At 67.9% G+C, this 24,036-nt stretch carries 28 protein-coding genes; 12 read left to right on the top strand and 16 right to left on the bottom strand.

All coding sequences use genetic code 11. From position 1 onward, the window contains the following. Positions 1 to 44: 44 nt before the first annotated feature. From KTN05_RS00460 to KTN05_RS00445, 4 genes are read right to left on the bottom strand one after another with little or no spacing between them, the layout of a single operon-like run. On the bottom strand, positions 45 to 548 hold the full coding sequence (locus tag KTN05_RS00460) for a hypothetical protein (RefSeq protein WP_217327407.1): 504 nt from the start codon (positions 546 to 548) through the stop codon (positions 45 to 47). A gap of 1 nt (position 549) precedes the next feature. Further along, on the bottom strand, positions 550 to 978 hold the full coding sequence (locus KTN05_RS00455) for a GNAT family N-acetyltransferase (protein ID WP_217327406.1): 429 nt from the start codon (positions 976 to 978) through the stop codon (positions 550 to 552). Then, positions 975 to 2,111, bottom strand: coding sequence for a succinyl-diaminopimelate desuccinylase (dapE, locus tag KTN05_RS00450; RefSeq protein ID WP_217327405.1), 1,137 nt, complete (start codon positions 2,109 to 2,111; stop codon positions 975 to 977). The genes KTN05_RS00455 and dapE overlap by 4 nt, the downstream gene beginning before the upstream one ends. Before the next feature lie 8 nt (positions 2,112 to 2,119). Then, the gene (locus KTN05_RS00445) at positions 2,120 to 2,878 is read right to left on the bottom strand and encodes a sulfite exporter TauE/SafE family protein (protein ID WP_217327404.1); all 759 of its coding nucleotides are present in this window, start codon (positions 2,876 to 2,878) and stop codon (positions 2,120 to 2,122) included. 198 nt (positions 2,879 to 3,076) lie between these two features. On the opposite strand from KTN05_RS00445, the gene KTN05_RS00440 reads away from it, so the two are divergent. Further along, the gene (locus tag KTN05_RS00440) at positions 3,077 to 4,705 is read left to right on the top strand and encodes an acyl-CoA dehydrogenase family protein (protein WP_217327403.1); all 1,629 of its coding nucleotides are present in this window, start codon (positions 3,077 to 3,079) and stop codon (positions 4,703 to 4,705) included. Positions 4,706 to 4,813: 108 nt separating this feature from the next. Continuing rightward, positions 4,814 to 5,227, top strand: a complete 414-nt coding sequence (locus KTN05_RS00435; protein WP_217327402.1) for an META domain-containing protein — start codon at positions 4,814 to 4,816, stop codon at positions 5,225 to 5,227. Here KTN05_RS00435 and recO read toward each other — a convergent pair. The 8 genes from recO to mutM all read right to left on the bottom strand — a co-directional run bounded on the left by recO (position 5,224) and on the right by mutM (position 12,639). After that, positions 5,224 to 5,937 (bottom strand): DNA repair protein RecO, encoded by a 714-nt coding sequence (recO, locus tag KTN05_RS00430; RefSeq protein ID WP_217327401.1) that lies wholly within the window; start codon positions 5,935 to 5,937, stop codon positions 5,224 to 5,226. The two genes, KTN05_RS00435 and recO, sit on opposite strands and share 4 nt — an antisense overlap. Then, on the bottom strand, positions 5,934 to 6,362 hold the full coding sequence (locus KTN05_RS00425; RefSeq protein ID WP_217327400.1) for a VOC family protein: 429 nt from the start codon (positions 6,360 to 6,362) through the stop codon (positions 5,934 to 5,936). The genes recO and KTN05_RS00425 overlap by 4 nt, the downstream gene beginning before the upstream one ends. Before the next feature lies 1 nt (position 6,363). Continuing rightward, positions 6,364 to 7,440 (bottom strand): DNA replication/repair protein RecF, encoded by a 1,077-nt coding sequence (recF, locus tag KTN05_RS00420; protein WP_217327399.1) that lies wholly within the window; start codon positions 7,438 to 7,440, stop codon positions 6,364 to 6,366. 29 nt (positions 7,441 to 7,469) lie between these two features. Next, complete coding sequence (gene dnaN / locus KTN05_RS00415) at positions 7,470 to 8,588, bottom strand: DNA polymerase III subunit beta (RefSeq protein ID WP_217327398.1); 1,119 nt, start codon at positions 8,586 to 8,588, stop codon at positions 7,470 to 7,472. A 94-nt stretch (positions 8,589 to 8,682) separates the two neighbouring features. After that, entirely contained in the window at positions 8,683 to 10,059 is a 1,377-nt protein-coding gene (gene dnaA, locus KTN05_RS00410; RefSeq protein WP_217327397.1) for a chromosomal replication initiator protein DnaA, read from the bottom strand. A 491-nt stretch (positions 10,060 to 10,550) separates the two neighbouring features. Next, complete coding sequence (gene rpsT, locus KTN05_RS00405) at positions 10,551 to 10,820, bottom strand: 30S ribosomal protein S20 (protein ID WP_217327396.1); 270 nt, start codon at positions 10,818 to 10,820, stop codon at positions 10,551 to 10,553. A gap of 128 nt (positions 10,821 to 10,948) precedes the next feature. Further along, complete coding sequence (locus KTN05_RS00400) at positions 10,949 to 11,725, bottom strand: enoyl-CoA hydratase (RefSeq protein ID WP_217327395.1); 777 nt, start codon at positions 11,723 to 11,725, stop codon at positions 10,949 to 10,951. A 68-nt stretch (positions 11,726 to 11,793) separates the two neighbouring features. Continuing rightward, complete coding sequence (mutM, locus tag KTN05_RS00395) at positions 11,794 to 12,639, bottom strand: bifunctional DNA-formamidopyrimidine glycosylase/DNA-(apurinic or apyrimidinic site) lyase (RefSeq protein WP_217327394.1); 846 nt, start codon at positions 12,637 to 12,639, stop codon at positions 11,794 to 11,796. A gap of 55 nt (positions 12,640 to 12,694) precedes the next feature. Between mutM and ubiE the strand changes: the two genes are divergently transcribed. Together ubiE and ubiB are read left to right on the top strand one after the other, a co-directional pair. After that, positions 12,695 to 13,447 (top strand): bifunctional demethylmenaquinone methyltransferase/2-methoxy-6-polyprenyl-1,4-benzoquinol methylase UbiE, encoded by a 753-nt coding sequence (gene ubiE / locus KTN05_RS00390; protein ID WP_217327393.1) that lies wholly within the window; start codon positions 12,695 to 12,697, stop codon positions 13,445 to 13,447. A 3-nt stretch (positions 13,448 to 13,450) separates the two neighbouring features. Then, positions 13,451 to 14,980 carry a 2-polyprenylphenol 6-hydroxylase gene (gene ubiB, locus KTN05_RS00385; protein ID WP_217327392.1) on the top strand — a complete coding sequence of 510 codons (1,530 nt, stop codon included), beginning with the start codon at positions 13,451 to 13,453 and terminating at the stop codon, positions 14,978 to 14,980. Between the two features lie 145 nt (positions 14,981 to 15,125). Here the strand turns inward: ubiB and KTN05_RS00380 are convergent, their stop codons facing one another. Both KTN05_RS00380 and KTN05_RS18430 read right to left on the bottom strand, forming a co-directional pair. Then, positions 15,126 to 15,842: a flagellar hook capping FlgD N-terminal domain-containing protein gene (locus KTN05_RS00380; protein ID WP_254367871.1), complete on the bottom strand. Its 717-nt coding sequence runs from the start codon at positions 15,840 to 15,842 to the stop codon at positions 15,126 to 15,128. Next, positions 15,799 to 16,179 (bottom strand): flagellar hook-length control protein FliK, encoded by a 381-nt coding sequence (locus KTN05_RS18430; protein WP_217327391.1) that lies wholly within the window; start codon positions 16,177 to 16,179, stop codon positions 15,799 to 15,801. The genes KTN05_RS00380 and KTN05_RS18430 overlap by 44 nt, the downstream gene beginning before the upstream one ends. A 1,378-nt stretch (positions 16,180 to 17,557) precedes the next feature. Between KTN05_RS18430 and KTN05_RS00370 the strand changes: the two genes are divergently transcribed. From KTN05_RS00370 to KTN05_RS00335, 8 genes are all read left to right on the top strand, one after another. After that, the gene (locus KTN05_RS00370; protein WP_254367870.1) at positions 17,558 to 17,806 is read left to right on the top strand and encodes a flagellar biosynthesis protein FlgJ; all 249 of its coding nucleotides are present in this window, start codon (positions 17,558 to 17,560) and stop codon (positions 17,804 to 17,806) included. Beyond that, positions 17,799 to 18,113, top strand: a complete 315-nt coding sequence (locus tag KTN05_RS00365) for a hypothetical protein (RefSeq protein ID WP_217327390.1) — start codon at positions 17,799 to 17,801, stop codon at positions 18,111 to 18,113. The genes KTN05_RS00370 and KTN05_RS00365 overlap by 8 nt, the downstream gene beginning before the upstream one ends. 74 nt (positions 18,114 to 18,187) lie before the next feature. Continuing rightward, positions 18,188 to 19,147 (top strand): flagellin, encoded by a 960-nt coding sequence (locus tag KTN05_RS00360; protein WP_371823243.1) that lies wholly within the window; start codon positions 18,188 to 18,190, stop codon positions 19,145 to 19,147. A gap of 72 nt (positions 19,148 to 19,219) precedes the next feature. Further along, positions 19,220 to 19,582 (top strand): flagellar biosynthesis regulator FlaF, encoded by a 363-nt coding sequence (gene flaF, locus KTN05_RS00355; protein ID WP_217327389.1) that lies wholly within the window; start codon positions 19,220 to 19,222, stop codon positions 19,580 to 19,582. Then, on the top strand, positions 19,583 to 19,984 hold the full coding sequence (gene flbT / locus KTN05_RS00350; RefSeq protein ID WP_217327388.1) for a flagellar biosynthesis repressor FlbT: 402 nt from the start codon (positions 19,583 to 19,585) through the stop codon (positions 19,982 to 19,984). A 59-nt stretch (positions 19,985 to 20,043) separates the two neighbouring features. Continuing rightward, a complete protein-coding gene (locus KTN05_RS00345) occupies positions 20,044 to 20,763 on the top strand; it encodes a DUF1217 domain-containing protein (RefSeq protein ID WP_217327387.1) in 720 nt (239 codons plus the stop codon). A 316-nt stretch (positions 20,764 to 21,079) separates the two neighbouring features. Beyond that, positions 21,080 to 21,379: a hypothetical protein gene (locus KTN05_RS00340; RefSeq protein WP_217327386.1), complete on the top strand. Its 300-nt coding sequence runs from the start codon at positions 21,080 to 21,082 to the stop codon at positions 21,377 to 21,379. 14 nt (positions 21,380 to 21,393) lie between these two features. Continuing rightward, positions 21,394 to 22,122 (top strand): NAD-dependent deacylase, encoded by a 729-nt coding sequence (locus tag KTN05_RS00335; protein ID WP_217327385.1) that lies wholly within the window; start codon positions 21,394 to 21,396, stop codon positions 22,120 to 22,122. A gap of 36 nt (positions 22,123 to 22,158) precedes the next feature. Here KTN05_RS00335 and mnmH read toward each other — a convergent pair whose 3' ends face one another. Continuing rightward, the gene (mnmH, locus tag KTN05_RS00330; protein ID WP_254367869.1) at positions 22,159 to 23,367 is read right to left on the bottom strand and encodes a tRNA 2-selenouridine(34) synthase MnmH; all 1,209 of its coding nucleotides are present in this window, start codon (positions 23,365 to 23,367) and stop codon (positions 22,159 to 22,161) included. 21 nt (positions 23,368 to 23,388) lie between these two features. Then, on the bottom strand, positions 23,389 to 23,943 hold the full coding sequence (locus KTN05_RS00325; protein WP_217327384.1) for a L,D-transpeptidase: 555 nt from the start codon (positions 23,941 to 23,943) through the stop codon (positions 23,389 to 23,391). Between the last annotated feature and the right edge of the window lie 93 nt (positions 23,944 to 24,036).

Below are 24,036 nucleotides of genomic sequence, written 5' to 3'. Positions count from 1 at the left end.
CCGCCGGGAAACCGGCGGCCTTTCCTTTTGCGCTGACGGATCGGCTATTCGCTGCGGCGCCAGACGGTGCGGAACGTCTCGCCTTCGGCGTCCAGCGCGTTCGCCGCCTCGGCCAGATCGAAGCCCGGCAGCGCCGCGAAGGCGTGGGCGAGCGTCGCCGCGCCCGCCGCCTCGACCGGGATCAGCAGCGCCTGCCCGTCGCTGCTGCGCAGCCGCCAATGCGGATGGCCCTTCAGGCGCAGCAGCCGGACCTCGACCAGATCGCGCAAGGCAATCTCTCCGCCCAAGGTCTCGGCGCCGTAATAGCGGACCGCGCCCTCGATCAGCTCGACCACGCCCGGCGCGGCGATGTCGCGGCGAAAGCGCATCCGGCGGCGGGCATCGGTGCCCCAGACAAGGGCGACGGCGATCACGGCAAGGCCGAGCGGCTGATAGACCAGCCCGCCCCAGCTGAACACCCACGCCCCGAATGCGGCGACCAGCGCCGCCGCGGCCACTTCGCGCCAGGGGCGCAGCCGCTCGGCCAGTTCGGGGCGGATGACGGGCATGTCAAAGCGGCCGGGTCATGTCGCGATGCGGGATGCCCGCGTCGTCATAGACCGGCCCGCGAGCGGTGAAGCCCAGCTTCTCGTAGAACCCCAGCGCGTGAAGCTGCGCGCCCAGCTTTGCGGTGGTGACGCCGGGCATGGTCCGCAGCTCATCCAGCGCGGCAAGGATCAGCGCCGCGCCGAGGCCGCTGCCGCGATGCTCGACCAGCACCGCGACGCGGCCGATCTTGCCGGTCTCGCCGTCGATCAGCAGCCGCGCGGTGCCGACCGGACGGCCGCCCTCGACCGCGAGAAGATGGATCGCGGCGGCGTCCAGATCGTCCATCTCCAGCGCCTCGGGGACGTTCTGTTCCTCGATGAACACCGTCCGACGGATGGCGTGGCAGGCGGCCAGATCGTCCGTTCGCGTGATGGCCGCGTTGGGGATCATGCGAAATACCGCGCCAGAATGGTCTGGTAGATGTCCTTGAGCTGGCGCACCTGCGCGGCGGGCACCCGCTCGTCCACCTGATGCATGAAGGCACCGACGAGACCGAATTCCAGCACCGGGCAGTGGTCCTTGATGAAGCGCGCATCCGAGGTGCCGCCCGAGGTGGACAGCACCGGATCGGTCCCGCAGGCATCAGCCACGACGCCGCGCACCAGATCGACGAAGGGGCCGGGCCGGGTCAGGAAGCTTTCGCCCGAAAGCCTGATATCCACGTCGAAGCGCACACCGGTTTCCATCTCCATCGCCGCCGCCCGCTCGCGCAGCATCGCGATAAGGCTGTCGCCCGAGTGCAGGTCGTTGAAGCGGATGTTCACCACCGCCCGGCCCTTTTCCGGGATCACGTTCGACGCGGTATTGCCCACGTCGATGGTCGTGACCTGAAGCCCCGTCGGCTGGAAATGCTCGCTGCCCTGATCCAGCGGCGCGGCGGTCAGCCCCTCCAGCAGCCGCAGCAGCGGGTGGAGCGGGTTCAGCGCCTTGTGCGGATAGGCGGCGTGGCCCTGTTTCCCGGTGGCGGTGATGGTCGCCGTCAGGCTGCCGCGGCGGCCGATCTTGATCATCTCGCCCATCACCTCGGGGTTGGACGGCTCGCCGACAAGGCAGACATCCATCCGCTCGCCATTGGCGTCCATCCAGTCGAGGATGGCGCGGGTGCCGTCGCGCGACGGCCCCTCCTCGTCGCCGGTGATGGTCAGGATCACGGCGCCGTCGGGCGGGGTCTGGGTCACCAAGTCGATGGCGGCGGCCACGAAGGCGGCAACGCCGGATTTCATGTCGGTCGCGCCCCGGCCCCAGATGATCCCGTCGATCTCGGCCCCCGAGAAGGGTGGATGGGTCCAGCTGGCCGGATCGCCCGGCGGGACCACGTCCGTATGGCCGTTGAAGCCGAAGCTGCGCGCGCCCTTGGCACCCCAGCGGGCGTAAAGGTTGGGTGTGCCGTTCCGGTCCACGCGGGTGCAGGTGAAGCCCGCCGGTTCGAGCAGCGCGCGGAGCAGTTCCAGCGCGCCGCCCTCCTCGGGCGTGACCGAGGGGCAGCGGATCAGGCGGGCGGTCAGGGCGGCGGGGTCGGTCATAGGAGGCCTTACATCGTCAGGGCGCGGCGGATCAGGTTGGCGCCGGTCAGCACCAGCAGCACCAGCGTCCAGCGGCGGAACTGGATCAGGTTCATCCGGTCCTGCACGGCAAAGCCGAACTGCATCCCCAGAATGGCCGGCACCGCCATCAGCAGCGATAGCGGCAAGGTCTGCGGGTTCAGGATGCCGGTTAACAGATGCGCGACCACCAGCACCACCGCGCCGATCAGGAACACGACGCCCTGCACGCGGATCTGCTCGATCTTCGAGGCGCCGATCGACAGCAGATAGACGATCAGCGGCGGCCCCCAGATGCCCGAGATGCCGCCGTAAAGCCCGCCGATGACGCCGCTGACGATCTCGGCCCGCCGCTGGTGGTGGATCGGCAGCGTCATCGGCCGCCCGGAAAGCTGCCACAGCGCGAACACCATGATCGGCACGCCGAGCGCCAGATACATCACCCACTGCGGCAGCACCCGCGCGAACGGGGCCGAGACGAACATGAACAGCACCACCATCCCGATATGCCAGCCGAAGCGCCTGGCCGATTCGATGGCGGGGGTCAGGCCCTGCCGGGTGGACTGCTGAAGGTTGGTCACCAGCGTCGGCATGATGAGCAGCGCCAGCGACACATGCGCTGGCAGGAACGAGCCGAAGGCCGACATCATGATCATCGGCATGGAAAACCCGATCACCCCCTTCACGAAGCCCGCGAAGAAGGTGACGCCAAGCGCCAGCCAGACGAGATGAGGATCGAGGCCGAACATCGGCCGCCACCCTAGCGGCGGGCCGGGCGCTGGCAAGGGGTGCTTCCGGGCGGATGAGCGGCGAAGCCCGCCATGTAGAACTCGCGGCCGACGCCACGCAACAATGATACAGGAACGAACCCTTTGGCGCAGCAACATTGCGCTGCACCTGCAAAGAGGTTACCAGCAGCCAAACCGATTCATTGCAGGAACTGCCCGATGCTCGACGCCCGCGCCCCCTTCTCCCCTGCCGATGCGCAGGCGGTCATTCCCGAACTGGGCGCCCTGCTCGCCCGCGCCACCGAAGCGCTGAAGGCCCGCGTCGGCGGCGGCAAGGTAGATGCCGAGGCGCTGGAGCAGGACCAGCACGCCGCCCACGCGCTGTCATGGCTCGCGACCTATGTCGAGGCGCTGCGGCAGATGGCGGGCTGGGCCGGAGAGCTGGGCGACGGTTTTGGGGAGACGGAATCGCTCCTCCTCCAGATCGCCTTCGGGGAATACCTCGCCCAGATCGCCGGCGGCATCCCGATGAGCCAGACCGAGTTCGCGCGGCTGTCGGACCTCGGCATCGACTGGCAACCCTCGGACGCGGCGCGCGCGGCGATGGCGGGGAACACGCCGCAGGCGCGGGCGCGGCTGGTCGCCCTGATGCAGGACAACGCGGGCCGCGCGACCTTCGGCGCGACCGGGCTCGACGCCGATCTGGAAATGATCCGCGACCAGTTCCGCCGCTATGCCGACGAGCGGGTGGTGCCCTTCGCGCATGAATGGCACCTGAACGACGAGCTGATCCCGATGGAGGTGATCGTCGAACTGGCCGAGCTCGGCGTCTTCGGCCTGACCATCCCCGAGGAACATGGCGGCCTCGGCCTGTCGAAAGCCAGCATGGTCGTCGTCTCCGAGGAGCTGTCGCGCGGTTATATCGGCGTCGGCAGCCTCGGCACCCGGTCCGAGATCGCGGCGGAACTGATCCTCGGCGGCGGGACCGAGGAGCAGAAGGCGAAATGGCTGCCCCTGCTCGCCAGCGGGGAAATCCTGCCGACCGCCGTCTTCACCGAACCGAACACCGGCTCGGACCTCGGGGCGCTGCGGACCCGCGCCGTGCGGACCCAGGACGGGTGGGAGATCACCGGCAACAAGACCTGGATCACCCACGCCGCGCGGACCCATGTGATGACGCTGCTGGCCCGCACCGATCCCGACACGACCGACTGGCGCGGGCTGTCGATGTTCCTGGCCGAGAAGACCCCCGGCACCGACGAAGACCCCTTCCCCACCCCCGGCATGACCGGCGGCGAGATCGAGGTGCTCGGCTATCGCGGGATGAAGGAATACGAGCTGGGCTTCGACGGCTTCAAGGTCAGCTCCGACAACCTGCTCGGCGGGCAGCCGGGACAGGGCTTCAAGCAGCTGATGCAGACCTTTGAATCGGCGCGTATTCAGACCGCCGCCCGCGCCATCGGCGTCGCGCAATCGGCGCTGGAGCTGGGGATGCAGTATGCGCTGGACCGCAAGCAGTTCGGCAAGGCGCTGATCGCCTTCCCGCGCGTCGCCGACAAGCTGGCGATGACGGCGGTGGAGATCATGATTGCCCGCCAGCTCACCTATCATTCGGCGCGCGAGAAGGATCAGGGCAAGCGCTGCGATCTGGAAGCCGGGATGGCCAAGCTGCTGGGCGCGCGCGTCGCCTGGGCGGCGGCCGACAACGCGCTGCAGATCCACGGCGGCAACGGCTTCGCGCTGGAATACCCGATCAGCCGGGTGCTGTGCGACGCCCGCATCCTCAACATCTTCGAGGGCGCGGCCGAGATTCAGGCGCAGGTGATCGCCCGCCGTCTGCTGGGCTGACCGCCCGCGCGTGGCCGATCTGCCACGGGCATGATATCCTTGAACTTTCACGGGAACGCGAGCGCCGCCCCGGCGTTCGCCCTCCATGACCGATCGGGGGAAACTGCCATGAAGACTGCCATCCGCCTTGCCGCCGCCACGGCCGCCATCGCCGCCCTTTCCGCCTGCGAGCCGACCGGCGCCCCCGCCGGCGTCGGGTCCGAAGGCGGCGTGCCCTATGGGAACTATGTCGTCGTCGGCTTCGGCAAGGAGGCTGTGCCGACCCGCGACGGCTATGTGCGCCTCGGGCCGGGCAAGATCGAGGGGCGCGGGCCGTGCAACACCTTCACCGCCGTCAACACCCAGACGCTGCCGAACATTCACGTCTCGACGATGAACTGGACCGACATCCCCTGCGGCCACAAGGGGTTCGAGGGGCGGCTGTTCGAGGCGCTGACCCAGGCGCAGCAGGCGGTCTGGGAAGGCGGGGTGCTGAAGATCATCGGCCCGACCTACATCACGCTGGAGCGGACGGGGGGCTAAGCAGCCCCGCGCGACAGCCGCTCGACCAGCCGCGCGCGGGCGGCGGGCAGCGGCTGGCCTTTCTGCCCCTCGGCCAGATAGGCGTTCAGGAAATGCCCGGTCAGCGCCAGCGCCTCGGCCATTCCGCCCGACGGGCCGCCCAGTGGGCTGGGCAGCGGCAGAAGCCGCGCCGCCCATTCGCCCGCCCCCTCGGCCGTCACGGCATGGCCGGTGCGCGGGCTGACATAGGCCAGCCCCTCGCTGCGCCCGGTCACGGCGCAGCGGTCCAGCGTCAGGCCGAAGCCCAGTTCGTCCAGCAGCGTGACCTCCCAGCGGACGTAATCCCCGGCCCAGCCGCCCTGCGGCAGCGCGTCCAGCAGCGATTCGGTCCGGTCCCAGAGGCGCGGATGCGGGTCACGCTCGGGCAGCGCATAAGCCAGCAGCGCCGTCACCGCGTTCAGCGCAGCCAGCGCGTCCGCGTCGTCCATCAGCCCGGCGCGGGACAGAACCGGCTCGACCGAGAAGCTGCCCATCTGCTCGGCCAGCCGCGCCCGCCAGCGCAGGGCCAGCCGGTTGCCCGGTTGCAGCAACGGTCCGCGCCGTGTGCCCGCCCCGCCCGGCACCACGCCGGTCATCACCCCGGCGTCGCGGGCGAAGACGGTCAGGATCGCCGCGTTCTCGCCATGGCGGCGGCGGGCCAGGACCGTCGCCTCGCCCTGCCACTCCATCAAGGCAGGGTCAGCGATCCGGTGGGATCGAGCGGCCAGCCGGGATTATGCGCGATCTCCCACACATGGCCGTCGGGATCGGCGAGATAGCCGGAATAGCCGCCCCACGGCGTCTTTTCCGGGCGTTTCAGGGCCGTCGCGCCAAGATCGAGCGCGGATTGGAAGACGGCGTCCACCTCGGCCGTATCCTCGCAATTCTGGGCCAGCGTCGCCGCGCCGGTCCCGAGTTCGCCAGCGGGACGGTTCTGGTCCGCGGCGAGTTCGTCCAGCGAAAACAGCGCCAGCGCCGCGCCGTGCATCTGGAACAGCGCCAGCCCCTCGGGCGAGCCGGGATGCGGCACCCAGCCCCATTCACGGTAGAAAAGGGCGGCGCGGTGCAGGTCGGCGACGCCCAGGGTAATCAGCGTGACGCGGTTGCGGGGCAGCATGTCAGCCCTCCATCCCGGCGGTGGAAATCCCGCCCTCGCGACGAACGTGCAGAAATTGCGCCCGTCCGTCCAGCGCCGCGAACAGCTCGCGTCCGGTTCCGGTCAGCAGCGCCTGCGCGGGAAGGGCGGCTATCTCGTCGTAAAGCGCGGCGCGGCGGCCCGCGTCCAGATGCGCCGCCACCTCGTCCAGCAGCAGCAGGGGCCGCTCGGCGGCGAGCGCGCGGGCGTTGGCGAGGATCAGCGAAAGCAGCAGCGCCTTCTGCTCGCCGGTGGAACTCAGCGCGGCGGGCATGTCCTGCGGCCCCCAATGCGCCCCCAGATCGGCGCGATGCGGGCCGGTCAGCGTCCGCCCGGCGGCGAAATCGCGGGGCCGCATCTGCGCCAGTCGCGCGGCGATGCTGGCCGGATCGGGATCGTCGGCGCTCCCCTCGCCCGGCATTAGCGTCAGGTTCGCGGCGGGAAACGCCGTCTCGGCCCCGCGCTGCGCCTCGGCGATCCGGGCGATGGCGTCCAGCCTGTTGCGGGTGATCCCCGCGCCCGATTCCCCCATCTGCGCTTCCAGCACGCGGAACCAGCCCGCGTCGCGCGAATCCTCCTTCAGCAGCCGGTTCCGCTCGCGCATCGCCTTCTCATAGGTCAGCGCGGCGGCGGCATGGTCGGGGTGAAACGACAGGGTGATCCGGTCGAGAAACCGCCGCCGCGATTCGGGCGGGTCGGTCCACAGCCGGTCCATGGCGGGCGTCAGCCAGATCACCCGCATCAGCCCGCCGAGCGCCACCTGCGGCAGGGTCTTGTCGTCGATGGTGACGCTGCGCGGCTCGCCCGGCGGCGCGGCGGTTTCCACCTCCCGCCCGCCGATCGCCGCCCGGATCCGCCAGCCCGCATCCGGCCCCTGCCGCGCCTGATCGCCGGGGGTCGCATTCCGCAGCCCGCGTCCTGGCGACAGCATCGACGCCGCTTCGAGGATGTTGGTCTTGCCGGCCCCGTTCGCGCCGAAGATCGCCAGCGGGCGGGCATCGAAGGGCAGGTTCAGCCGCGCCCAGGACCGGAACTGCGCGAGCGCCAGCGATTCCAGCACGGGATGGAAAGCGTCCGCGCCCTCAGGCGTCACACGCGCATCGGCATGACGACATAGACGGCGGATTCGTCGCCGCCCTCGCGGATCAGCGCCGCATCGCCCGAGCCGTTGAACAGGAACACGGCGTTCTCGCGGTCCACCTGCTGGGCGATTTCCTGAAGATACTTGGCGTTGAAGCCGATCTCCAGCGGATCGTCGGCATAGGCGACCGCCAGTTCCTCATCCGCCGCGCCCGCGTCGGGGGCGTTGACGGACAGGATCAGCCGGTCCTCGTCCAGCGCCAGCTTCACCGCGCGGGAACGTTCGGAACTGACCGTCGCCACGCGGTCCACCGCGCGGGCGAAGTCGCTGGCGTCCACCTCCAGCTTGCGGGTGTTCCCCTGCGGAATGACGCGCGTGTAGTCGGGGAAGGTGCCGTCGATCACCTTGGACGTGAGCGTCAGCGTCGGCGTCGCAAAGCGCACCTTGGTCTCGCTGACCGACACGGCGATCTGCGCTTCGTCGTCGTCCAGCAGCTTCTTCAGCTCGGCCACGGTCTTGCGCGGCACGATCACGCCGGGCATGTCGCCCGCCCCTTCCGGCAGGGCTGCGTCGATCCGCGCCAGCCGGTGCCCGTCGGTCGCCACGCAGCGCAGCAGCTTGCCATCCGGCCCGTCGGCGACGTGCATATAGACGCCGTTGAGGTAATAGCGCGTCTCCTCGGTCGAGATCGCAAAGCGCGACTTGTCGAACAGCCGCCGCAGCAGCGCCGCGGGGGCGGTGAAGTTGACCGCGTATTCCGACGAGGCCATCACCGGAAAATCCTCGCGCGGGAGGGTGGCGAGGTTGAAGTTCGACCGCCCCGCCTGCACGCTCAACCGCCCCTCGGCCGCGTCGGCGGCGATGGAAACCAGCGCGCCATCGGGCAGCTTGCGCGCGATCTCGTTCAGCAGCGCGGCGGAAACGGTCGTCGCGCCGGGGCGTTCGACCATCGCGGGGGCCTTGTCCACGACCTCGGTGTCGAGATCGGTCGCGCGGAAGCTGACGGTGTCGCCCTGCGCCTCGATCAGCACGTTGGACAGGATCGGGATGGTGTTGCGGCGTTCGACGACGGATTGCGCCTGGGCGACGGCTTTGACCAGCACGGCCCGTTCGATCGAGAATTTCATGGGTCCTGCCCTTCGCTGTCGTCGCATCCCGCCGCGGCGGCGCGGCGGAGCACAGTTTGTTCAAACGCTTGGTATGGTCAAGCCTTCTGCGGGCTCAGGCTTCCAGCGTGCGGCGCAGAAGGTCGATATCCTCGGCCAGGCTGTGGTCCTGGGCGCGCAGTTCCTCGATCTTGCGCACGCCATGCATGATCGTGGTGTGGTCGCGTCCGCCGAAGCGGCGGCCGATTTCCGGCAGGCTGCGGCTGGTCATCTGCTTGGAAAGATACATCGCGATCTGCCGCGGCCGGGCCAGCGTCCGCACCCGTTTCGGGCCGATCATGTCGGACAGGCGGATGTTGTAATGCTCGGCCACCTTGCGCTGGATCTCCTCGATCGAGACCTTGCGGTCCGAGGCGCGCAGGATGTCGGCAAGGCTTTCCTGCGTGATGTCCAGATCGATCTCGCGCCCCATCAGGCTGGCGAAGGCGAACAGCCGCTGCAACGCGCCCTCCAGCACCCGCACGTTCGAGGTGATGCGGTGGGCGAGGAACTCCAGAACGCCCTCCTTCAGGACGAGGCCGGGATAGGTGGCGCGGAAAAGGTCGGTCTTGGATTGCAGGATCGACAGGCGCAGCTCGTAATCGGTGGGGTGCAGATCCACGATCAGCCCGCAGGACAGGCGCGAGCGGATCCGCTCCTCCATGTCCTTGATCTCGCCCGGCGCGCGGTCGGCCGAGATGACGATCTGCTTGCCCTGATCGACCAGCGCGTTGAACGTATGGAAGAACTCCTCCTGCGTGGAATCCTTGCCGGCGATGAACTGCACGTCATCGACCATCAGCAGGTCCACGGTGCGGAACATCTCCTTGAAGTCCATGACGGTGCGCTCGCGCAGCGCCTGCACGAAGCGATACATGAACTGCTCGGCCGAGAGATAGAGGATGCGCGATCCCGGATGCCGGATCTGCCGCTCGCGGGCTATGGCGTGCATCAGGTGCGTCTTGCCGAGCCCGACGCCGCCATAAAGGAACAGCGGGTTGAACGCGACGGCGCCGCCTTCGGCCACGCGCCGGGCGGCGGCATGGGCCAGCTCGTTCGGCTTGCCGACGACGAAATTGTCGAAGGTGTAGCGCGGATCGAGCGGCGAGGTCAGCTCCTCCTCGGCGCGGGCGGGCGGGCGCAACGCGGCTGCGGGCTGGACGGCCGCGGGCCGGGCCGCCGGGGCTGCGGACGGTGCGGCACCGATGCGGGACGGATCGACGCGGATGCTCAGCCGCTCGACCGCGCAGCCCTGGCGGGTCAGCGCGCTGAGGATGGAATCGGCGTAGTGGCGCGACACCCAGTCGGACAGGAACTTGGTCGGGCCGATCAGATTGGCGGTGCCATCCTCCAGCCCGGCCAGCCGCAGCGGCTGAATCCAGTTGGCATAGTTGTTCGCGCCGACCAGCTGCTCAAGCTCGCCCTTGGCCTGGCCCCAGATCCTGTCCATCATCGCTCGTTCGTCCTTGTCCCCGATCACCCCGCCGGCGGAGCGGCGGAACAGCGACTCACGCCGACCGGAGGACACGGACAAAGACACCCCTCCGGCGAAAGCCGGTTGGCGAAGGCCGGATGGCCGGTGAATTTGTCCGACAGAACGCAGGCATGACTGCTGGCAGGCAGTCGAGCAGCGTTCCCGGCAGTGGCCCCTTGACCTTGGCTGCCGGTCGCCCTGTTCCGGTGGCAGAACCGGAGGCGGGCAATCAGTCCCCGAATTGGCGCGACGTGAATCGCATCACCAAAGCTACGCCCAACGGCCAGGCCCCCGCAACCGATCTTCGCGCTTGACAGGATCTTTGCTCAATCGAATCTGGCACACGCAACACGCGAAAAAAACGTGGAAAATCAAGGACGCTGAAACGCCGAAAGGCGCATCTTCCGATGCGCCTGAGCGGGTCTTACAAGCAGGGAAAGGGCGGCGCACAGCCGCCCGTCCGGCCTTGATCAGGCGGCCGAAAGCGCCTTCACGCGGGCCGACAGCCGCGACATCTTGCGGGCGGCCGTGTTCTTGTGGACGACGCCGCGCGAGACGCCGCGCATCAGTTCCGGCTGGGCGGACTTCAGCGCGTCGGCCGCGACCTGCGGATCGCCACCGGCGATCGCCTCTTCGACCTTCCGCAGGAAGGTGCGGATGCGCGAGCGGCGGTTCTTGTTGACGGCGGTGCGGCGCTCGATCTGGCGCGCGCGCTTCTTGGACTGGGGCGTGTTGGCCATGTCTTGAGCGGTTCCGATACGGTGCGATAGTGAAACGGGTAAATCCTGAAGCCGTGCTTCTATGGAAGGCCTCCCGCTGAGTCAAGCGCCCTCCCGGAAGAATCCGGGAGGGCCAGCGGGATGGCGGATCAGCGGTCGCGGAACTGCGCCTCGCGCTTCTCCAGAAAGGCGGACATGCCTTCCTTCTGATCCTCGGTCGCGAACAGCGAATGGAACGCCCGGCGCTCGAACAGCAGCCCTTCGCGCAGGGTCGTCTCGAAAGCGCGGTTCACGGCCTCCTTGGCGACCTTGGCCGCGATCGCGGACTTCGCGGCGATCTTGCGGGCGGCGCCCAGCGCCTCCTCCATCAGCTTGTCGGCGGGCACGACCCGGCTCACCAGCCCCGAACGCTCGGCTTCGGCGGCATCCATGAAGCGGCCGGTCAGGTTCATGTCCATCGCCTTGGACTTGCCGACGAAACGCGACAGCCGCTGCGTGCCGCCGATTCCGGCCACGACGCCCAGATTGATTTCGGGCTGGCCGAACTTGGCGTTCTCGGCGGCGATGATGAAGTCGCAGATCATCGCCAGCTCGCATCCCCCGCCCAGCGCATAGCCTGCCACGGCGGCGATCATGGGCTTGCGGGTGCGGGCGATCTGGTCGATCTCGGCCCCGAACAGGTCGCCCTCGAACACATCGACGAAGGACTTGCCGGCCATCTCCTTGATGTCGGCGCCGGCGGCGAAGGCCTTTTCGCTGCCGGTCAGGACGATGCAGCGCACCTTCTCGTTCCCGTCGAGTTCGGCCACGGCCTGCGCAAGCTCGCCGATCAGCTGGCCGTTCAGCGCGTTCAGCGCCTCGGGGCGGTTCAGCCGGATCAGGGCAACCTTGTCCTCGATCTCGACGATCAGCGTTTGATAGGCCATCGCGTGTCTCCATATGACTTGGCATTCGTTAGCAAATCACCACTGCCGGCGGAAGCCCGGACGGCGGCTCAGCGCTGGCAGACGGGGCAATACCAGGTCGAGCGGCCGCCCTGCACGATCCGCCGGATGATGCCGCTGCAACCCTCGCGCTGGCAGGGCTGCCCCTCGCGCCCATAGACGCGGAAGCTGTGCTGGAAATAGCCCAGCTCGCCCGAGGTCTGGCGGTGATCGCGCAGGCTGGAGCCGCCTGCGGCGATCGCATCGGCCAGAACTTCGCCGATCTGCCGGTGCAGTTCGCCGATCCGCGCCCGACCGATCCGCCCGGCCGCGCGGGTGGGATGGATACCGGCCCGAAACAGCGCCTCGCAGACATAGATATTGCCCAGCCCCGCGACGATGCGCTGATCCAGCAGCGCCGTCTTGATCGGCGCGCGGCGGCCCGCCAGCGCATCGGCCAGCCGCTCGGCCGTGAAGTCCGGGCCGAGCGGTTCCGGCCCGAGCCTGGCGAGCAGAGGATGCGCCTCCCCCTCGCGCACCAGATCGACGGCCCCGAAGCGCCTTGCGTCGTTCAGCGTGATGGTGGTACCCAGATCGGTCGTCAGCACCAGATGATCGTGCTGCGGCAGGATCGACGTGTCGCGGTGAAACGTGCCCTGCCCCTCGCCCTCGATCCGCACCCGGCCCGACATGCCCAAGTGCAGCAGCAGGCTGGCCCCGCGGTCCAGATCGGCGAGAATGTATTTCGACCGCCGCCGCAGGCCCGTCACGCGCGCGCCCGTCAGCATCTGCACCAGATCGACCGGCATCGGCCAGCGCAGGTCTGGCCGGCGCTGATCCACCCGCGCGATCACGCGCCCTTCCAGATGCGGCGCAAGGCCACGGCGGACGGTTTCCACCTCCGGCAGTTCTGGCATTCCGACCCCGTTCATCGCATTGTGCCGCGCGAAACCGGCGACTGGATGCAGACCTATGAACGACGAGCGGCCCAAGCAAACGCATTTCGGCTTTCGTAGCGTGGCCGAGGATGAAAAGGCCGGGCTGGTCCACGGCGTCTTTTCGCGCGTCGCCTCGAAATACGACATCATGAACGATCTGATGAGCGTCGGCGTCCACCGCCTGTGGAAGACCGCGATGATGGACTGGCTGGCGCCGCGCGATGGCCAGCATCTGCTGGACGTGGCGGGCGGCACGGGCGACATCGCCTTCCGCTTCCTGAGCCGGGCGCCGGGCGCGCGGGTGACGGTCTGCGACATGACCGAATCGATGCTGGTCGAGGGGCGCAAGCGGGCGCAGGCGGATCGCCTGTCGGACCGCCTCGCCTGGGTCACGGGCGATGCGATGGCGCTGCCCTTCGCGGATGCGAGTTTTGATCGCTACACGATCAGCTTCGGCATCCGCAACGTGACCCGCATCCCCGACGCGCTGGCGGAGGCGTATCGCGTCCTGAAACCCGGCGGCCGGCTGATGGTGCTGGAGTTTTCGCAACTGCCGGTGCCGGCGATGCAATGGGCCTATGACCGTTACTCGTTCAACGTGATCCCGCCGCTGGGCCAGCTCGTCGCGAATGACCGGGACAGCTACCAGTATCTCGTCGAATCGATCCGCCGCTTTCCCGATCAGGAAAGCTTCGCCACGATGATCCGGCAGGCGGGATTCGGGCGGGTGCAGTATCGCAACCTGTCGATGGGCATTGCCGCGCTGCATTCGGGCTGGAAGCTCTGATTCATGCGCGGACCCCATAACATCTGGCGCCTGATCCGCACCGGCGCCACTTTCCAGCGCACCGGCGCGATGGGCGCCGCGCTCGACGCGATGGCGGCCCCGCCGCGGGTGCGGCTGGCCGCGCGCATCCTCGGCTGGCCCTTCGCATGGCTCGGCTACAAGGGCGATCCGGCGCTGCCGCCCATCACCCGCGCGATCACCGCGCTGGGGCCCGCCTACATCAAGTTCGGGCAGATCATGTCGACGCGGCCGGACGTGGTGGGCGCCGACCTCGCGAACCAGCTGCGCATGCTGCAGGATCGCCTGCCCCCCTTCCCGACCCGGACCGCGCGCGCGATGATCGAGGCCGAGCTGGGCCGCCCGGTGGACACGATGTTCATCGACTTCTCCGAGCCGCTGGCCGCCGCCTCCATCGCGCAGGTCCACCATGCGCGGCGCGCCGACACCGGGGCGGAGGTGGCGGTCAAGGTGCTGCGTCCGGGGATCGAGGCCGCGTTCCGCCGCGATCTGGACGCCTTCCATTTCGCCGCCAACATGATCGAGTGGCTCTCGCCCGCGACCCGCCGGCTGCGGCCCCGCGACGTGGTCAGCCATTTCGAATCGGTGGTGATGGGCGAGCTTGACCTGAGGCTCGAGGCCGCCTCGGCGTCGGAATTCGCCGAGAACACGAAAAATGACGAAGGTTTTTCGATCCCGAGACCCCATTGGGAACTGTCGGGGCGGCAGGTGCTGACGAGCGACTGGATGCACGGCATCCCCATGGGCGATGTCGCGGCAGTCCGGGCCGCAGGTCACGACACCGACGCGATCGCGGTGCGGTTGATCCAGCTTTTCCTTGGCCATGCGCTGCGCGACGGCTTCTTCCACGCCGACATGCACCAGGGCAACCTGCGGGTCGCCGCCGATGGGGATATCGTGGCCTTCGACTTCGGCATCATGGGCGAGATCGACGAATACGCCCGCCGCGTGTATGCCGAGATCATCATGGGCTTCATCCAGCGCGACTATCACCGCGTCGCGCGCGTGCATTTCGAAGCAGGCTACGTTCCCAGCGATCGCAACATGGCCGAATTCGCCCGCGCCCTCCGCGCCGTGGGCGAGCCGATCTTCGGCGCCGACGCGAGCAGGATCTCGATGGCGAATCTGCTCGCCTATCTCCTCGAGGTCACCGAGAAATTCGGCATGCAGACCCGGACCGAACTGATCCTGCTGCAGCGCACCATGGTCGTGGTCGAGGGTGTCGCCCGCTCGCTGGACCCGCAGATGAACATGTGGCAGGCGGCCCGCCCGGTGGTCGAGGCCTATATCCGCGACAATCTCGGTCCCCGCGCCGCCGCCCGCGACATGTTGCGGATCATCCAGACGCTCGGCCGGTTCGGCCCGCTCATGCCCGACCTGATCGAGTCGCGCCTGACCGAACTGGCCCATCCGACCCGGACCCTGCGCGTCGAACAGGGCCGCGGTTTCCTCTGGCCGCTGGCAGGCGTGGCACTGCTCGCCTTGGGCGTGGTGCTGGGGCTCGTCGCCGGGTAACGAGATCGGCTCGGCGCAGTTGGTTCCGCGCCGGTGAATACCGAACAACACGGATGCAGAGGCCGCGGTCATCCTGAAGAAGACGCCTGAGGCCGCCGAAGCGATGCGGCGGAACGCGGGGCCGAAGATGAAGCCACATCCTTCATCATCCGCCAGCGGACCGCAGCGCCGTCACATCGCGCTCCATCGTGCTCGCACCGCCGGCGAGCGACAGCTGCACGCCATTCGCCGTGATCTCGGCGCCGGTGACCCGGGCATAGGCGCCCACGCGAGAGCTGCCGATCGGGCTGCCGTCGCGCAGGCTTTCCAAGCTGAAGGAATAACGCCCGGACGGCAGCACCGCGCCGCTTGAGCTTCGCCCGATCCAGTCCACATCGCCGGTGCCCAGCCCGACATCCTCGCGCGAGACCTCTGCGCCGTTCGCATTACGCGTCACGAGGATGACCTGATCGGCATCCGGCTCCGGCTCCAGCGTCAGGGTGACGGCTGCGCCGTCGAAGGCCACGGGATCGGTCGTGCGCACCTCCTTGCCGATCCAGTCGGCAACGGTTGCCAGCCCGCCGCTCGATTTCCCCGCCATCGCGGCCAGAAGATCGTTCGTGCGGACCTGCTGTTCCACACCCGAGAACGTCGCCAATTGGACGGCGAAATCGGATCCCTCCATCGGGTTGAGGGGATCCTGGTTCTTGATCTGCGTGGTCAACATCTTCAGGAACGTCTGGAAATCCCCGCCCGCGAACGAGGCCGTCGTCGCGCCCGAAGCGGCCGCTGTATGCCCCGCCCCCACCGGGCTGGCTGCACTGATCATGTCATTCTCCCTACATCCTGATGTCGAGCCGCCGGCCCGCTTCGATCCGCCCATCTGCTCCAGCGTTCCCTTGTGCGCTTTCGGACGCAGCGCCTGAATCGCGTGGACCAACGCCGCGTTCAGGACCGGAGCCACCGTTTCCAGCCTCGCGCTGCCCGCCGCCCGGCGCGCTTTCGGGGTTCCGGCCATCGTCCTGGCGGGCAAATTCCAGCTGCGCATTACCCACGCCACTGTCCTTCAGTTCCCGCAGCAGCAGGTCGGCATGGCGACGCAGCAGGTCCAAGGTATCGGACCGCTCCACGATCATGCCGACCTGCAGATCCGTCCGGTCGCCCGAGATCATCACCCTCACGCGCCCGAGCTCATGGGGGTTGAGCGTGATCTCGACCACGCCATTCCGCGCGGCGACGATCCCATCCGCCAGTTGCAGGTGCGGAGCAGGCGCGACCGTAGCTGGCAACCGGGACTGTTGCCCCGCGAGATCCTCGACAGGACCGGCTGGCAGGACGGCTGTGGGCGGCATATATCGCGCGAAGACGTCCGGCATCTGCGCTCGCTCCGCCCCTTCCAGAGCGCGTGAGAAGACTTGCGCGCGCCCCTCGAGGGCGCTCCCATCTCGCACTGCCTCCTCCGAACCCTCGGGCAACGTCGAAGGAAAATCCTCCGGGCACATGCCTGGGACAGGCAAGCTTGCCGCGCCCGCTCCGACGGCAGCTTCACGTCTCACCGTCGCGCCCGTGGCAACGTCAGGAAGCCCGCTGAAGCCCTGTGCGGGGGCGGGCCGAAGCGAGCCGTCCCCTTCGACAGAGCGCATTCGGCTTTCGAGTCCAGCAGCAGAAAGTTCAGTCCCGCCATTCGCGAAGGAAGCGCAAGCCTTTCCGGTTGATGCCCCGATATCCGCCGCAAGCAACGAGTACTTCGCGTCCACCGAGTTGCCGAAAACCTGCCTCCCCACCCACTCGGCGGGTCGTGCGGGGCCCGCGGTCGCGTCTCCCACCTCGAATCGTGCGCCCTCCGGCAAATCTCCCTGCGGAGAGACCTCGCCAATCGTCCCGATAGATGCCCAGTTCTCTGCGGCTGCAGCTCCAACCGGCAGGCGCGCACTCCTGGTGGCCGAGGCCGAAAAAAGATGGGCACCGCCTGTCTCCGGTCCCCGTTCTGCTGAGGTGAGAGGATATGGCCCCCGAGCCGGCTGTGATTCGGCTTCACGCAGAGGGCCGAGCGTCCACGGCACCGGGGCAGGTAAGTTTGCAGCGACGCTCGCGCCAAAGATATTTCCGACCTCTTCGGCCGCGTTATGGGCGACACGGTCCATCGCCTCGAACGGGTCAGGGTCGGGTCCATCTCCGACACGGGGAGCCAGTTCCCCCAGACCCGACGGCCGCGCGTCGCGGGCCGGGGCATCGTCGGAACACGAACACCTCCTGACGCACACCGCATCGGACACCGGCTCAGAATTGGCATCTTCCCGGACGCCGCTGTCCGCCGCCGGCGTCTCGTCCTCGACAGAATCGGCACGAGTCTCCGAAACGATCCTCACCCTAGTAAGCAGACACTCGAAGCCGGTCTCGGATGCGAGCGCATTCGAAGGCTCCGACGAAAGCGCCGGTGCCGGCCTGGTCCGGGCCATCATTGCAGACGTGCCAATCCATATTGCCTGCGCGTTCATCGAATCCCCCTTGCGACTCCCCTTCTACCCTCGACTGATTACGAATTGTTTACCCATCCCTGATATTCCATGCCCAGTTGACATCACAAAGGTCAAGATAATGAAAATCGAACCTATTTCTCACCCCGCCACAGCCATGGCTCGATTCGAAGCCAGCGCCGACAGGCTGGAAGCTGCGTTCCTGACCGAAATGCTGAAGCACGTCGGAGTCGATGATTCGTCATCCGATTTCTCCGGCGGCGCGGGCGAGGCGCAGTTCGCCAGCTGGCTCACCGAACAGCGCGCCGGCGCATTGTCGCGGTACGTGGATCTGAAACTGGTTCGCCAAGGGGCGCTTTCTCATGAATGACCCGCTGGACCTGCTGGAAAAGGCCGGCATCGCGCTGGCGCAAATGGACCCTGCCAAGGCTGAAGCGCTGCTCGGCCGGTTCGAGGAGGCCCTTGGCGCGGGTATGATCGAAACCGCGTCAGTTCCTGCGTGCCGCGCGGCCATCGCACGTCTGGCCGCGCTGTCGGAGGCGCAGCGACAAGGGGTTCAGGCGGCGGTGGATGGTGTCATCGCAGCGCGCGAGACGGCGGTGAGTCTGAATATCTATGATACGACCGGCCGAATTCGCGTGGAGCCGGGCAGCCGCGGGCAGATCCATAAATTTTGAATCTATTCGTTCCCCCAAAACATTCGCGCTGCCCGGCGGAGTTCAGTAATCGTTAGGACATCACTGCTAGAACGGTGAACGCATCGGATGGTGCGGGGCAAAATGGAAGCCCGCGGGTCAGAAGGCCCTGGATCAACCTCGGGCGAAAACGCCCATCTCAACGGAGGGACAAGATGTCCAGCATTCTGACCAACAACGGCGCCATGGTGGCGCTGCAGACCCTGAAGGGGATCAACGCGAATCTGGCGAAGACCCAGGACCAGATCTCGACCGGCAAGGCCGTGGCGACTGCCAAGGACAATGCCGCGATCTGGGCCATCGCGAAGACGATGGAATCGGAAGTCGGCGGGATGAAGTCGATCTCGACCAGCCTGTCGATGGGCGCGCAGGCTGTCGGCACCGCGCGTCAGGCGGCGGAAACCGTGACGAACCTGCTGGAGGAAGTCCGGAACGTGGTCGTGCAGGCGCAGGACGGCAACGTCGATCGCGCCACGCTGGACGAAGACATCAAGGTTCTTCGTGACCAGATCAAGTCGGTGGTGGCCTCGTCGCAGTTCAACGGCAAGAACCTGGTGAACGGCAGCGAAACCGGCTACAACGTGCTGTCGTCCATGGTCGGCGGCGCGACGGCAGGCACGCCGGGCAAGATTGCGGTCACGCTGACCAACCTGTCCGTCGATGGCGCCACCCCCGGTGTCCTTGCGGCGCTCGAGACGCTCACCGTGACTGGTGCTGACGACGCAGCGGCCACAACAGCCGCCACAGCGGCGATGACCAGCATCAACACGATGATCGGTGCGGCGAAGACGGCGGCGCAGACCTATGGCGCAGCCGGCAAACGCATCGACATCCAGGCCGACTTCATCTCGAAGCTCTCCGATTCCATGAAATCCGGGGTCGGGGCACTGGTCGATGCCAACATGGAGGAAACCTCTGCCCGCCTGCAGGCGCTGCAGACCCAGCAGCAGCTCGGCCTTCAGTCGTTGTCGATCGCCAACCAGGCGCCGCAGTCGATCCTGTCGCTGTTCCGCTGATCCAAGCGGGCGGGGCGCTGAACCGGCGCCCCGTCCGTCATCCTGCGCAACCTTGCCCAAGGAGCCGTCTGCATGAATGCGCCTGTCTTTGTCTCCGGCACCCCCTTCGCCGCGCCGCAGATCCGTACCGATCGCGACAATGAATACGACAGCTTCGCCCGCGTGACCCGCCGCCTGAAGGCGGCCGACGTGACCGGGCGCGGCGCGCTCGCCAGCGAGGCGGTTCACATGAACACCCAGCTCTGGTCCGCCCTCGCGTCCGATCTGGTCCTGCCGGACAATGCGCTGCCCGAGGCGCTGAAGGCGCAGCTGCTGTCGCTGGCGCTGTTCTCGATCCGCCACGGCTTTCGTGTCGCGGCTGGCGAAGGCGATCTTTCCCCGCTGATCGACATCAATGCCAGCATCATGGCCGGGCTGCGCGGAACGGGGGCCTGAATGACCGGACTTGTCATCAAGCTGGCGCCGAACGAGCGTGTGCTGATCAACGGCGCCGTCATTCAGAACGGGGACCGTCGCGCCAGCATCTCGGTCCGCAGCCCGAATGCCAACATTCTGCGGCTGAAGGACGCGCTGCATCCCGATCAGGTCAGCACCCCGGTTTCGCGCGTCTGCTACGTCGCGCAATTGCTGCTGTCGGGCGATGCCGACCCCGCCGAGGGGCACGCTCAGCTCATCGCAGGGCTCGAACAGCTCTCGCAGGTCTTTTCGGACCGCGACAGCCGTTTGATGATCGACGATGCATCGGCCGCGGCACTGCTGGGGAACTACTACCAGGTGCTCCGGCAACTCCGCCGGTTGCTGCCGCGAGAGGCGCGGCTTCTCGCCAGGGCGCAATGACCGGATCGGTCGCCATCGGCCTGCCGGGCTATGCCGGCTGGCGCGTGCTGAACCGCACCATGGCAGCCCAGCAGGCGATCGTGGCGAAGGACCCGGCATTGATCCGCGATCACGACTACTTCCGCGAGAAAATGAAGACCGTCGCGTCGCCGGAAGAATTCGTGTCGGACTATCGGCTGATGAAGATCGCCCTGACATCCGCCGGGCTTGAAGGCGACCTTCAGAACCGCTTCTTCATCCGCAAGGTTCTCGAATCCGATCTCGCGGATCCGACGAGCCTTGCGAACCGGCTCAGCGACAAGCGTTACGCGCGATTTGCCGAGACGATATCCGCAGCCATGGCCACGCCCGCCGGGACGAGTGTCGAGGAGGTGATCGACCGGCACAAGCAGGCCGAGCTGGAGATCAGAATCGGCAATGTGGACCCCGACCTTCGCGTCGCTCTTTATGCCCGGCGCGAACTCGGCTCGATTGCCGGGGCACCATCTACCGACAAGACCAAATGGTATCAGATCCTCGGATCGACACCTCTGCGCAAGGTCGTGGCCGGCGCTTTCGGGTTCGGCACCGCCTACGGCAAGCTGCCCCTCGACCGCCAACTGGAGGAATTCAGCGCAGCCGCCGGAAAGCTGTTCGGCACGACGGAAGCGAAGGCGCTCGCCGATCCGGCCAACATGGAGAAGCTGATCCAGCGCTTCCTGATCCGGTCGCAGGCAAGCACCGGCGCGCAGACGGGCTATTCCAACGCGCTGATGCTATTGCGTCGAAGCGTGGGTTGACGCGGAAGAGGGCAGTCCGGGCGAAACGGCGCCGTTTGCAGAAACCTTCTCGGCCGGGACAGCGCTCCAGCTCGGGTCGCCTGCATCGGGATGCAGACCGCTTCGATGTGCGCTTTGGCGCAAACGACAACGCCGCAGCACCACCAGACGGATGGGCGGAGCGTGGCACCCTCAACCCGAGGGGTTGCCATCGTTGTGACAACCGGCATTTTCTGGTAGTTTTCGGAGGTCACGCGCGGACTCAGATTCCCCCGTCCGTCGCGGACTCAGAACCGACCGCCGGCCAAACGGTGGCTTCACGAGGAGACGAAAGATCATGCTGAAACCCGCAGTCATCATCGCGGCGGTCGTGCTGACCGCGCCCTTCGCCGTCGCCGGTCCGCTCGATTCAGCCTGCAAGGGGTCCGACCGCCGCAGTTCCGCGCGGCTCTGCGGCTGCATCCAGCAGGCGGCCGACCTGACGCTGTCGCGGGCCGACCAGCGGCGCGCGGCGAGCTTCTTCCGCGACGCGCAGAAAGCGCAGGACGTGCGGATGTCCAAGAGCAATGCCGACAACGCATTCTGGGCCCGCTACAAGAACTTCGCCTCGACAGCCCAAGCCTATTGCGGGCGTTGAGGAGGCATGCCGACGTGAGCCGGGCCGACGCACCCCGCACCGCCACCCGGATCGTGGTCCTGACCGGGGCCGGGCTGTCGGCCGAAAGCGGCCTGGCAACGTTTCGCGACAGTGGCGGGCTTTGGGAACAGCACGCGATCGAGGATGTGGCGACTCCGCAGGCGTTCCGCCGCAACCCCGATCTTGTCCAGCGCTTCTACAACGACCGCCGGCGGCAGGCCCGGAAAGCGCAGCCCAACGAGGCGCACCGGGCGCTGGCGCGGCTGTCCCTGCGGGACGACGTGATGCTGGTGACGCAGAACGTGGACGACCTGCTTGACCGTGCGGGCGCGCGTGGCGTCGTCCACATGCACGGGGCGCTGAACCGCGGCGTCTGCGCAAACTGCGGCCATCGCTTTCAGGTCGATGGCGACCTGACGACCGACGATCCCTGCCCGTCCTGCGGACAGGCGAGCCTTCGCCCCGATATCGTCTGGTTCGGCGAGATGCCGCAGCAGATGGACGAGATCCTTCACGCGTTGCAGGCGGCCAGCATCTTCGCGGCGATCGGCACCTCGGGCGAGGTTTACCCGGCCGCCGGTTTCGTCGAGATCGCCCATGACCACGGCGCCGAATGCGTCGAGATCAACCTCGATCCGCGCCGCAGCTCGCCGCTGTTCGACCGGCACCTCGCCGGACCGGCGACGATGACGGTTCCGGCATGGGTGGACGATATACTGGGCAGCGCTCCGACCGAACCCTGACCCCGGCCGATCGGGCAGCTTCGCAGCAGCGGCGGCCTACGTCGCCTTGCGGCTCGCCGCACGAGCCGCTTCGGTGCAGGTTCCGGCATCGGTGAGGCCGGTTTCGAGGACCGCTTCCGGTGGGGTCAAGGCCGAACGCGCGTCTGCCGCCTGCCCGATCCGGCCCGCGAACCCAGTGAAAGCTTCGCTCCGCAGCACCGCCTCGATCTCCGCTGCGGCCCGCTCCGGCGCGGGGCCCTCCAGGGCATCCAGTTCGATCACGCCGATCTCGGCTTCGGCATAGCGCGCGCGGTGGCTCAGGTAGCGCGGGTCGTAATGGGCCTGCATCAGACCTTCGGCCAGATCGGCCCAGCGCCCTGCGCGGGCGAGGCCGCGCCATTCCTCGATGCGGCTGGCGGGGTGCAGATGGGCGAGGCGGGCGACCGCTTCCTCGATCCGTCCGGCATCCGTCAGCAGGTCCGCATAGGCCTGCACCGTAAACTCGGCGCGCGCGCGGGCCGGCACCGACAGCCGCAGGCGCGGCGCCGCGCAGAGCGCGTGCCACATCGCGCGGGGCAGGATCACCTCGCCGATGCGCGAGCTTTCCGCCTCGACCACCACCGGCCGCGCCGGGTCCAGCCGCGCCAGTTCCATCGCCAGCCGGCTTTCGAACAGCTTCTGGGGCGGCTGCCCGCCTGCCATCGCGCCGAACAGGCTGCCGCGGTGGTTGGCGAGCCCCTCGAGGTCGATCACCTGCGCCCCGCGCCGCGCCAGCAGCCCCAATATCCGCGTCTTGGCCGAGCCGGTATTGCCGTCCAGCACCAGCAGCTTCGACGCCGGGCCGCGCTGCTCGACCTGCTCCAGCACCAGCCGCCGCCAGGTCTTCCAGCCGCCGTCCACGACCGCCACCCGCCAGCCGATCTGGCCCAGGATCGTCGCGAACGAACCCGAGCGCTGCCCGCCGCGCCAGCAATACAGCAGCGGTTGCCAACCGCCGCCACGATCCGCCAGCGGCCCGGCGATATGCCGCGCGGCGTTCGCCGCGACCAGCGCGCCGCCGATCTTGCGGGCGTCGAAGGCCGATTGCTGCTTGTAGATGGTGCCGACATCGGCCCGCTGCGCGTCGTCCAGCACCGGCAGGTTGATCGCCCCCGGCATGTGATCGGTTGCGTATTCCGACGGCGAGCGCACGTCGATCACCTCGTCGAACCCCGCAAGCGCAGGGTCCGTCAACGAGGTCAGCGTCAGCCTGCGGGGCTCCGGCAATCCGTCGATCCCGGCGCGGGCTCAGTAAACGTAAACGGGCGTGCCGATCGGCACCCGGTCGAACAGGTCCATCACCGCCTCGTTCCGCATGCGGATGCAGCCGTTCGAGACCGAGCGCCCGATGGAGCCCGGATCGGTCGTCCCGTGGATGCGGATGGCAGTGTCGTGGCCGCTTTCGGTGTGCAGATACAGCGCGCGGGCGCCCAACGGGTTCTGCGGGCCGCCCGGCATCCCGTCCTTGTATCTGGCGTAGTGTTCGGGGCTGCGCTCGATCATCGCCGCCGTCGGCGTCCAGCTCGGCCATTCGACCTTGCGCCCGACCAGCGCGCGGCCGCGCCAGACCAGCTCGGCGGTGCCGACGGCGACGCCGTAGCGGATCGCCCGGCCCGGCGCGATGACGTGATAGAGGAAGTAGTCCTTGGACACGACCACGATCGAGCCGACCTCGAAACCTTCGCGGATCGGCACCTCGACCGGCGCATAGGGATCGGCGGCCTGGGCGATGCCGAGGCGGGGCGCGGCGATGACGGCAAGGGGCAGGCCCAGTCCGAGCGTCAGGAGCTTGCGGCGGTTCATGTCCGTCCCTTTGATATTGCGTGTCGTTTTACCTGCGATTACCGGCTCGGCCCGCCCCGATCAACTCAAAGCGGCGTGACCCGGCGGCGGTCC

The organism is Paracoccus sp. Z118 (genome assembly GCF_019061185.1).
Taxonomy (GTDB): Bacteria; Pseudomonadota; Alphaproteobacteria; order Rhodobacterales; family Rhodobacteraceae; genus Paracoccus.
This window is presented reverse-complemented; position numbering and strand designations above follow the sequence as displayed.

Bases quoted from the DNA above. Each gene is read 5' to 3' on its own strand.
- KTN05_RS00425 (WP_217327400.1), bottom strand. From the start codon at position 6,362: ATGCTGCCCCGCAACCGCGTCACGCTGATTACCCTGGGCGTCGCCGAC.
- KTN05_RS00365 (WP_217327390.1), top strand. From the start codon at position 17,799: ATGAATGACCCGCTGGACCTGCTGGAAAAGGCCGGCATCGCGCTGGCG.
- dapE (WP_217327405.1), bottom strand. From the start codon at position 2,111: ATGACCGACCCCGCCGCCCTGACCGCCCGCCTGATCCGCTGCCCCTCG.
- flbT (WP_217327388.1), top strand. From the start codon at position 19,583: ATGACCGGACTTGTCATCAAGCTGGCGCCGAACGAGCGTGTGCTGATC.
- ubiB (WP_217327392.1), top strand. From the start codon at position 13,451: ATGCGCGGACCCCATAACATCTGGCGCCTGATCCGCACCGGCGCCACT.
- KTN05_RS00435 (WP_217327402.1), top strand. From the start codon at position 4,814: ATGAAGACTGCCATCCGCCTTGCCGCCGCCACGGCCGCCATCGCCGCC.
- dnaA (WP_217327397.1), bottom strand. From the start codon at position 10,059: ATGATGGACAGGATCTGGGGCCAGGCCAAGGGCGAGCTTGAGCAGCTG.
- KTN05_RS00380 (WP_254367871.1), bottom strand. From the start codon at position 15,842: ATGGGCGGATCGAAGCGGGCCGGCGGCTCGACATCAGGATGTAGGGAG.
- KTN05_RS00440 (WP_217327403.1), top strand. From the start codon at position 3,077: ATGCTCGACGCCCGCGCCCCCTTCTCCCCTGCCGATGCGCAGGCGGTC.
- rpsT (WP_217327396.1), bottom strand. From the start codon at position 10,820: ATGGCCAACACGCCCCAGTCCAAGAAGCGCGCGCGCCAGATCGAGCGC.
- KTN05_RS00340 (WP_217327386.1), top strand. From the start codon at position 21,080: ATGCTGAAACCCGCAGTCATCATCGCGGCGGTCGTGCTGACCGCGCCC.
- dnaN (WP_217327398.1), bottom strand. From the start codon at position 8,588: ATGAAATTCTCGATCGAACGGGCCGTGCTGGTCAAAGCCGTCGCCCAG.
- KTN05_RS00455 (WP_217327406.1), bottom strand. From the start codon at position 978: ATGATCCCCAACGCGGCCATCACGCGAACGGACGATCTGGCCGCCTGC.
- KTN05_RS00445 (WP_217327404.1), bottom strand. From the start codon at position 2,878: ATGTTCGGCCTCGATCCTCATCTCGTCTGGCTGGCGCTTGGCGTCACC.
- KTN05_RS00345 (WP_217327387.1), top strand. From the start codon at position 20,044: ATGGCAGCCCAGCAGGCGATCGTGGCGAAGGACCCGGCATTGATCCGC.
- mutM (WP_217327394.1), bottom strand. From the start codon at position 12,639: ATGCCAGAACTGCCGGAGGTGGAAACCGTCCGCCGTGGCCTTGCGCCG.
- ubiE (WP_217327393.1), top strand. From the start codon at position 12,695: ATGAACGACGAGCGGCCCAAGCAAACGCATTTCGGCTTTCGTAGCGTG.
- KTN05_RS00325 (WP_217327384.1), bottom strand. From the start codon at position 23,943: ATGAACCGCCGCAAGCTCCTGACGCTCGGACTGGGCCTGCCCCTTGCC.
- KTN05_RS00370 (WP_254367870.1), top strand. From the start codon at position 17,558: ATGAAAATCGAACCTATTTCTCACCCCGCCACAGCCATGGCTCGATTC.
- KTN05_RS00400 (WP_217327395.1), bottom strand. From the start codon at position 11,725: ATGGCCTATCAAACGCTGATCGTCGAGATCGAGGACAAGGTTGCCCTG.
- KTN05_RS00460 (WP_217327407.1), bottom strand. From the start codon at position 548: ATGCCCGTCATCCGCCCCGAACTGGCCGAGCGGCTGCGCCCCTGGCGC.
- flaF (WP_217327389.1), top strand. From the start codon at position 19,220: ATGAATGCGCCTGTCTTTGTCTCCGGCACCCCCTTCGCCGCGCCGCAG.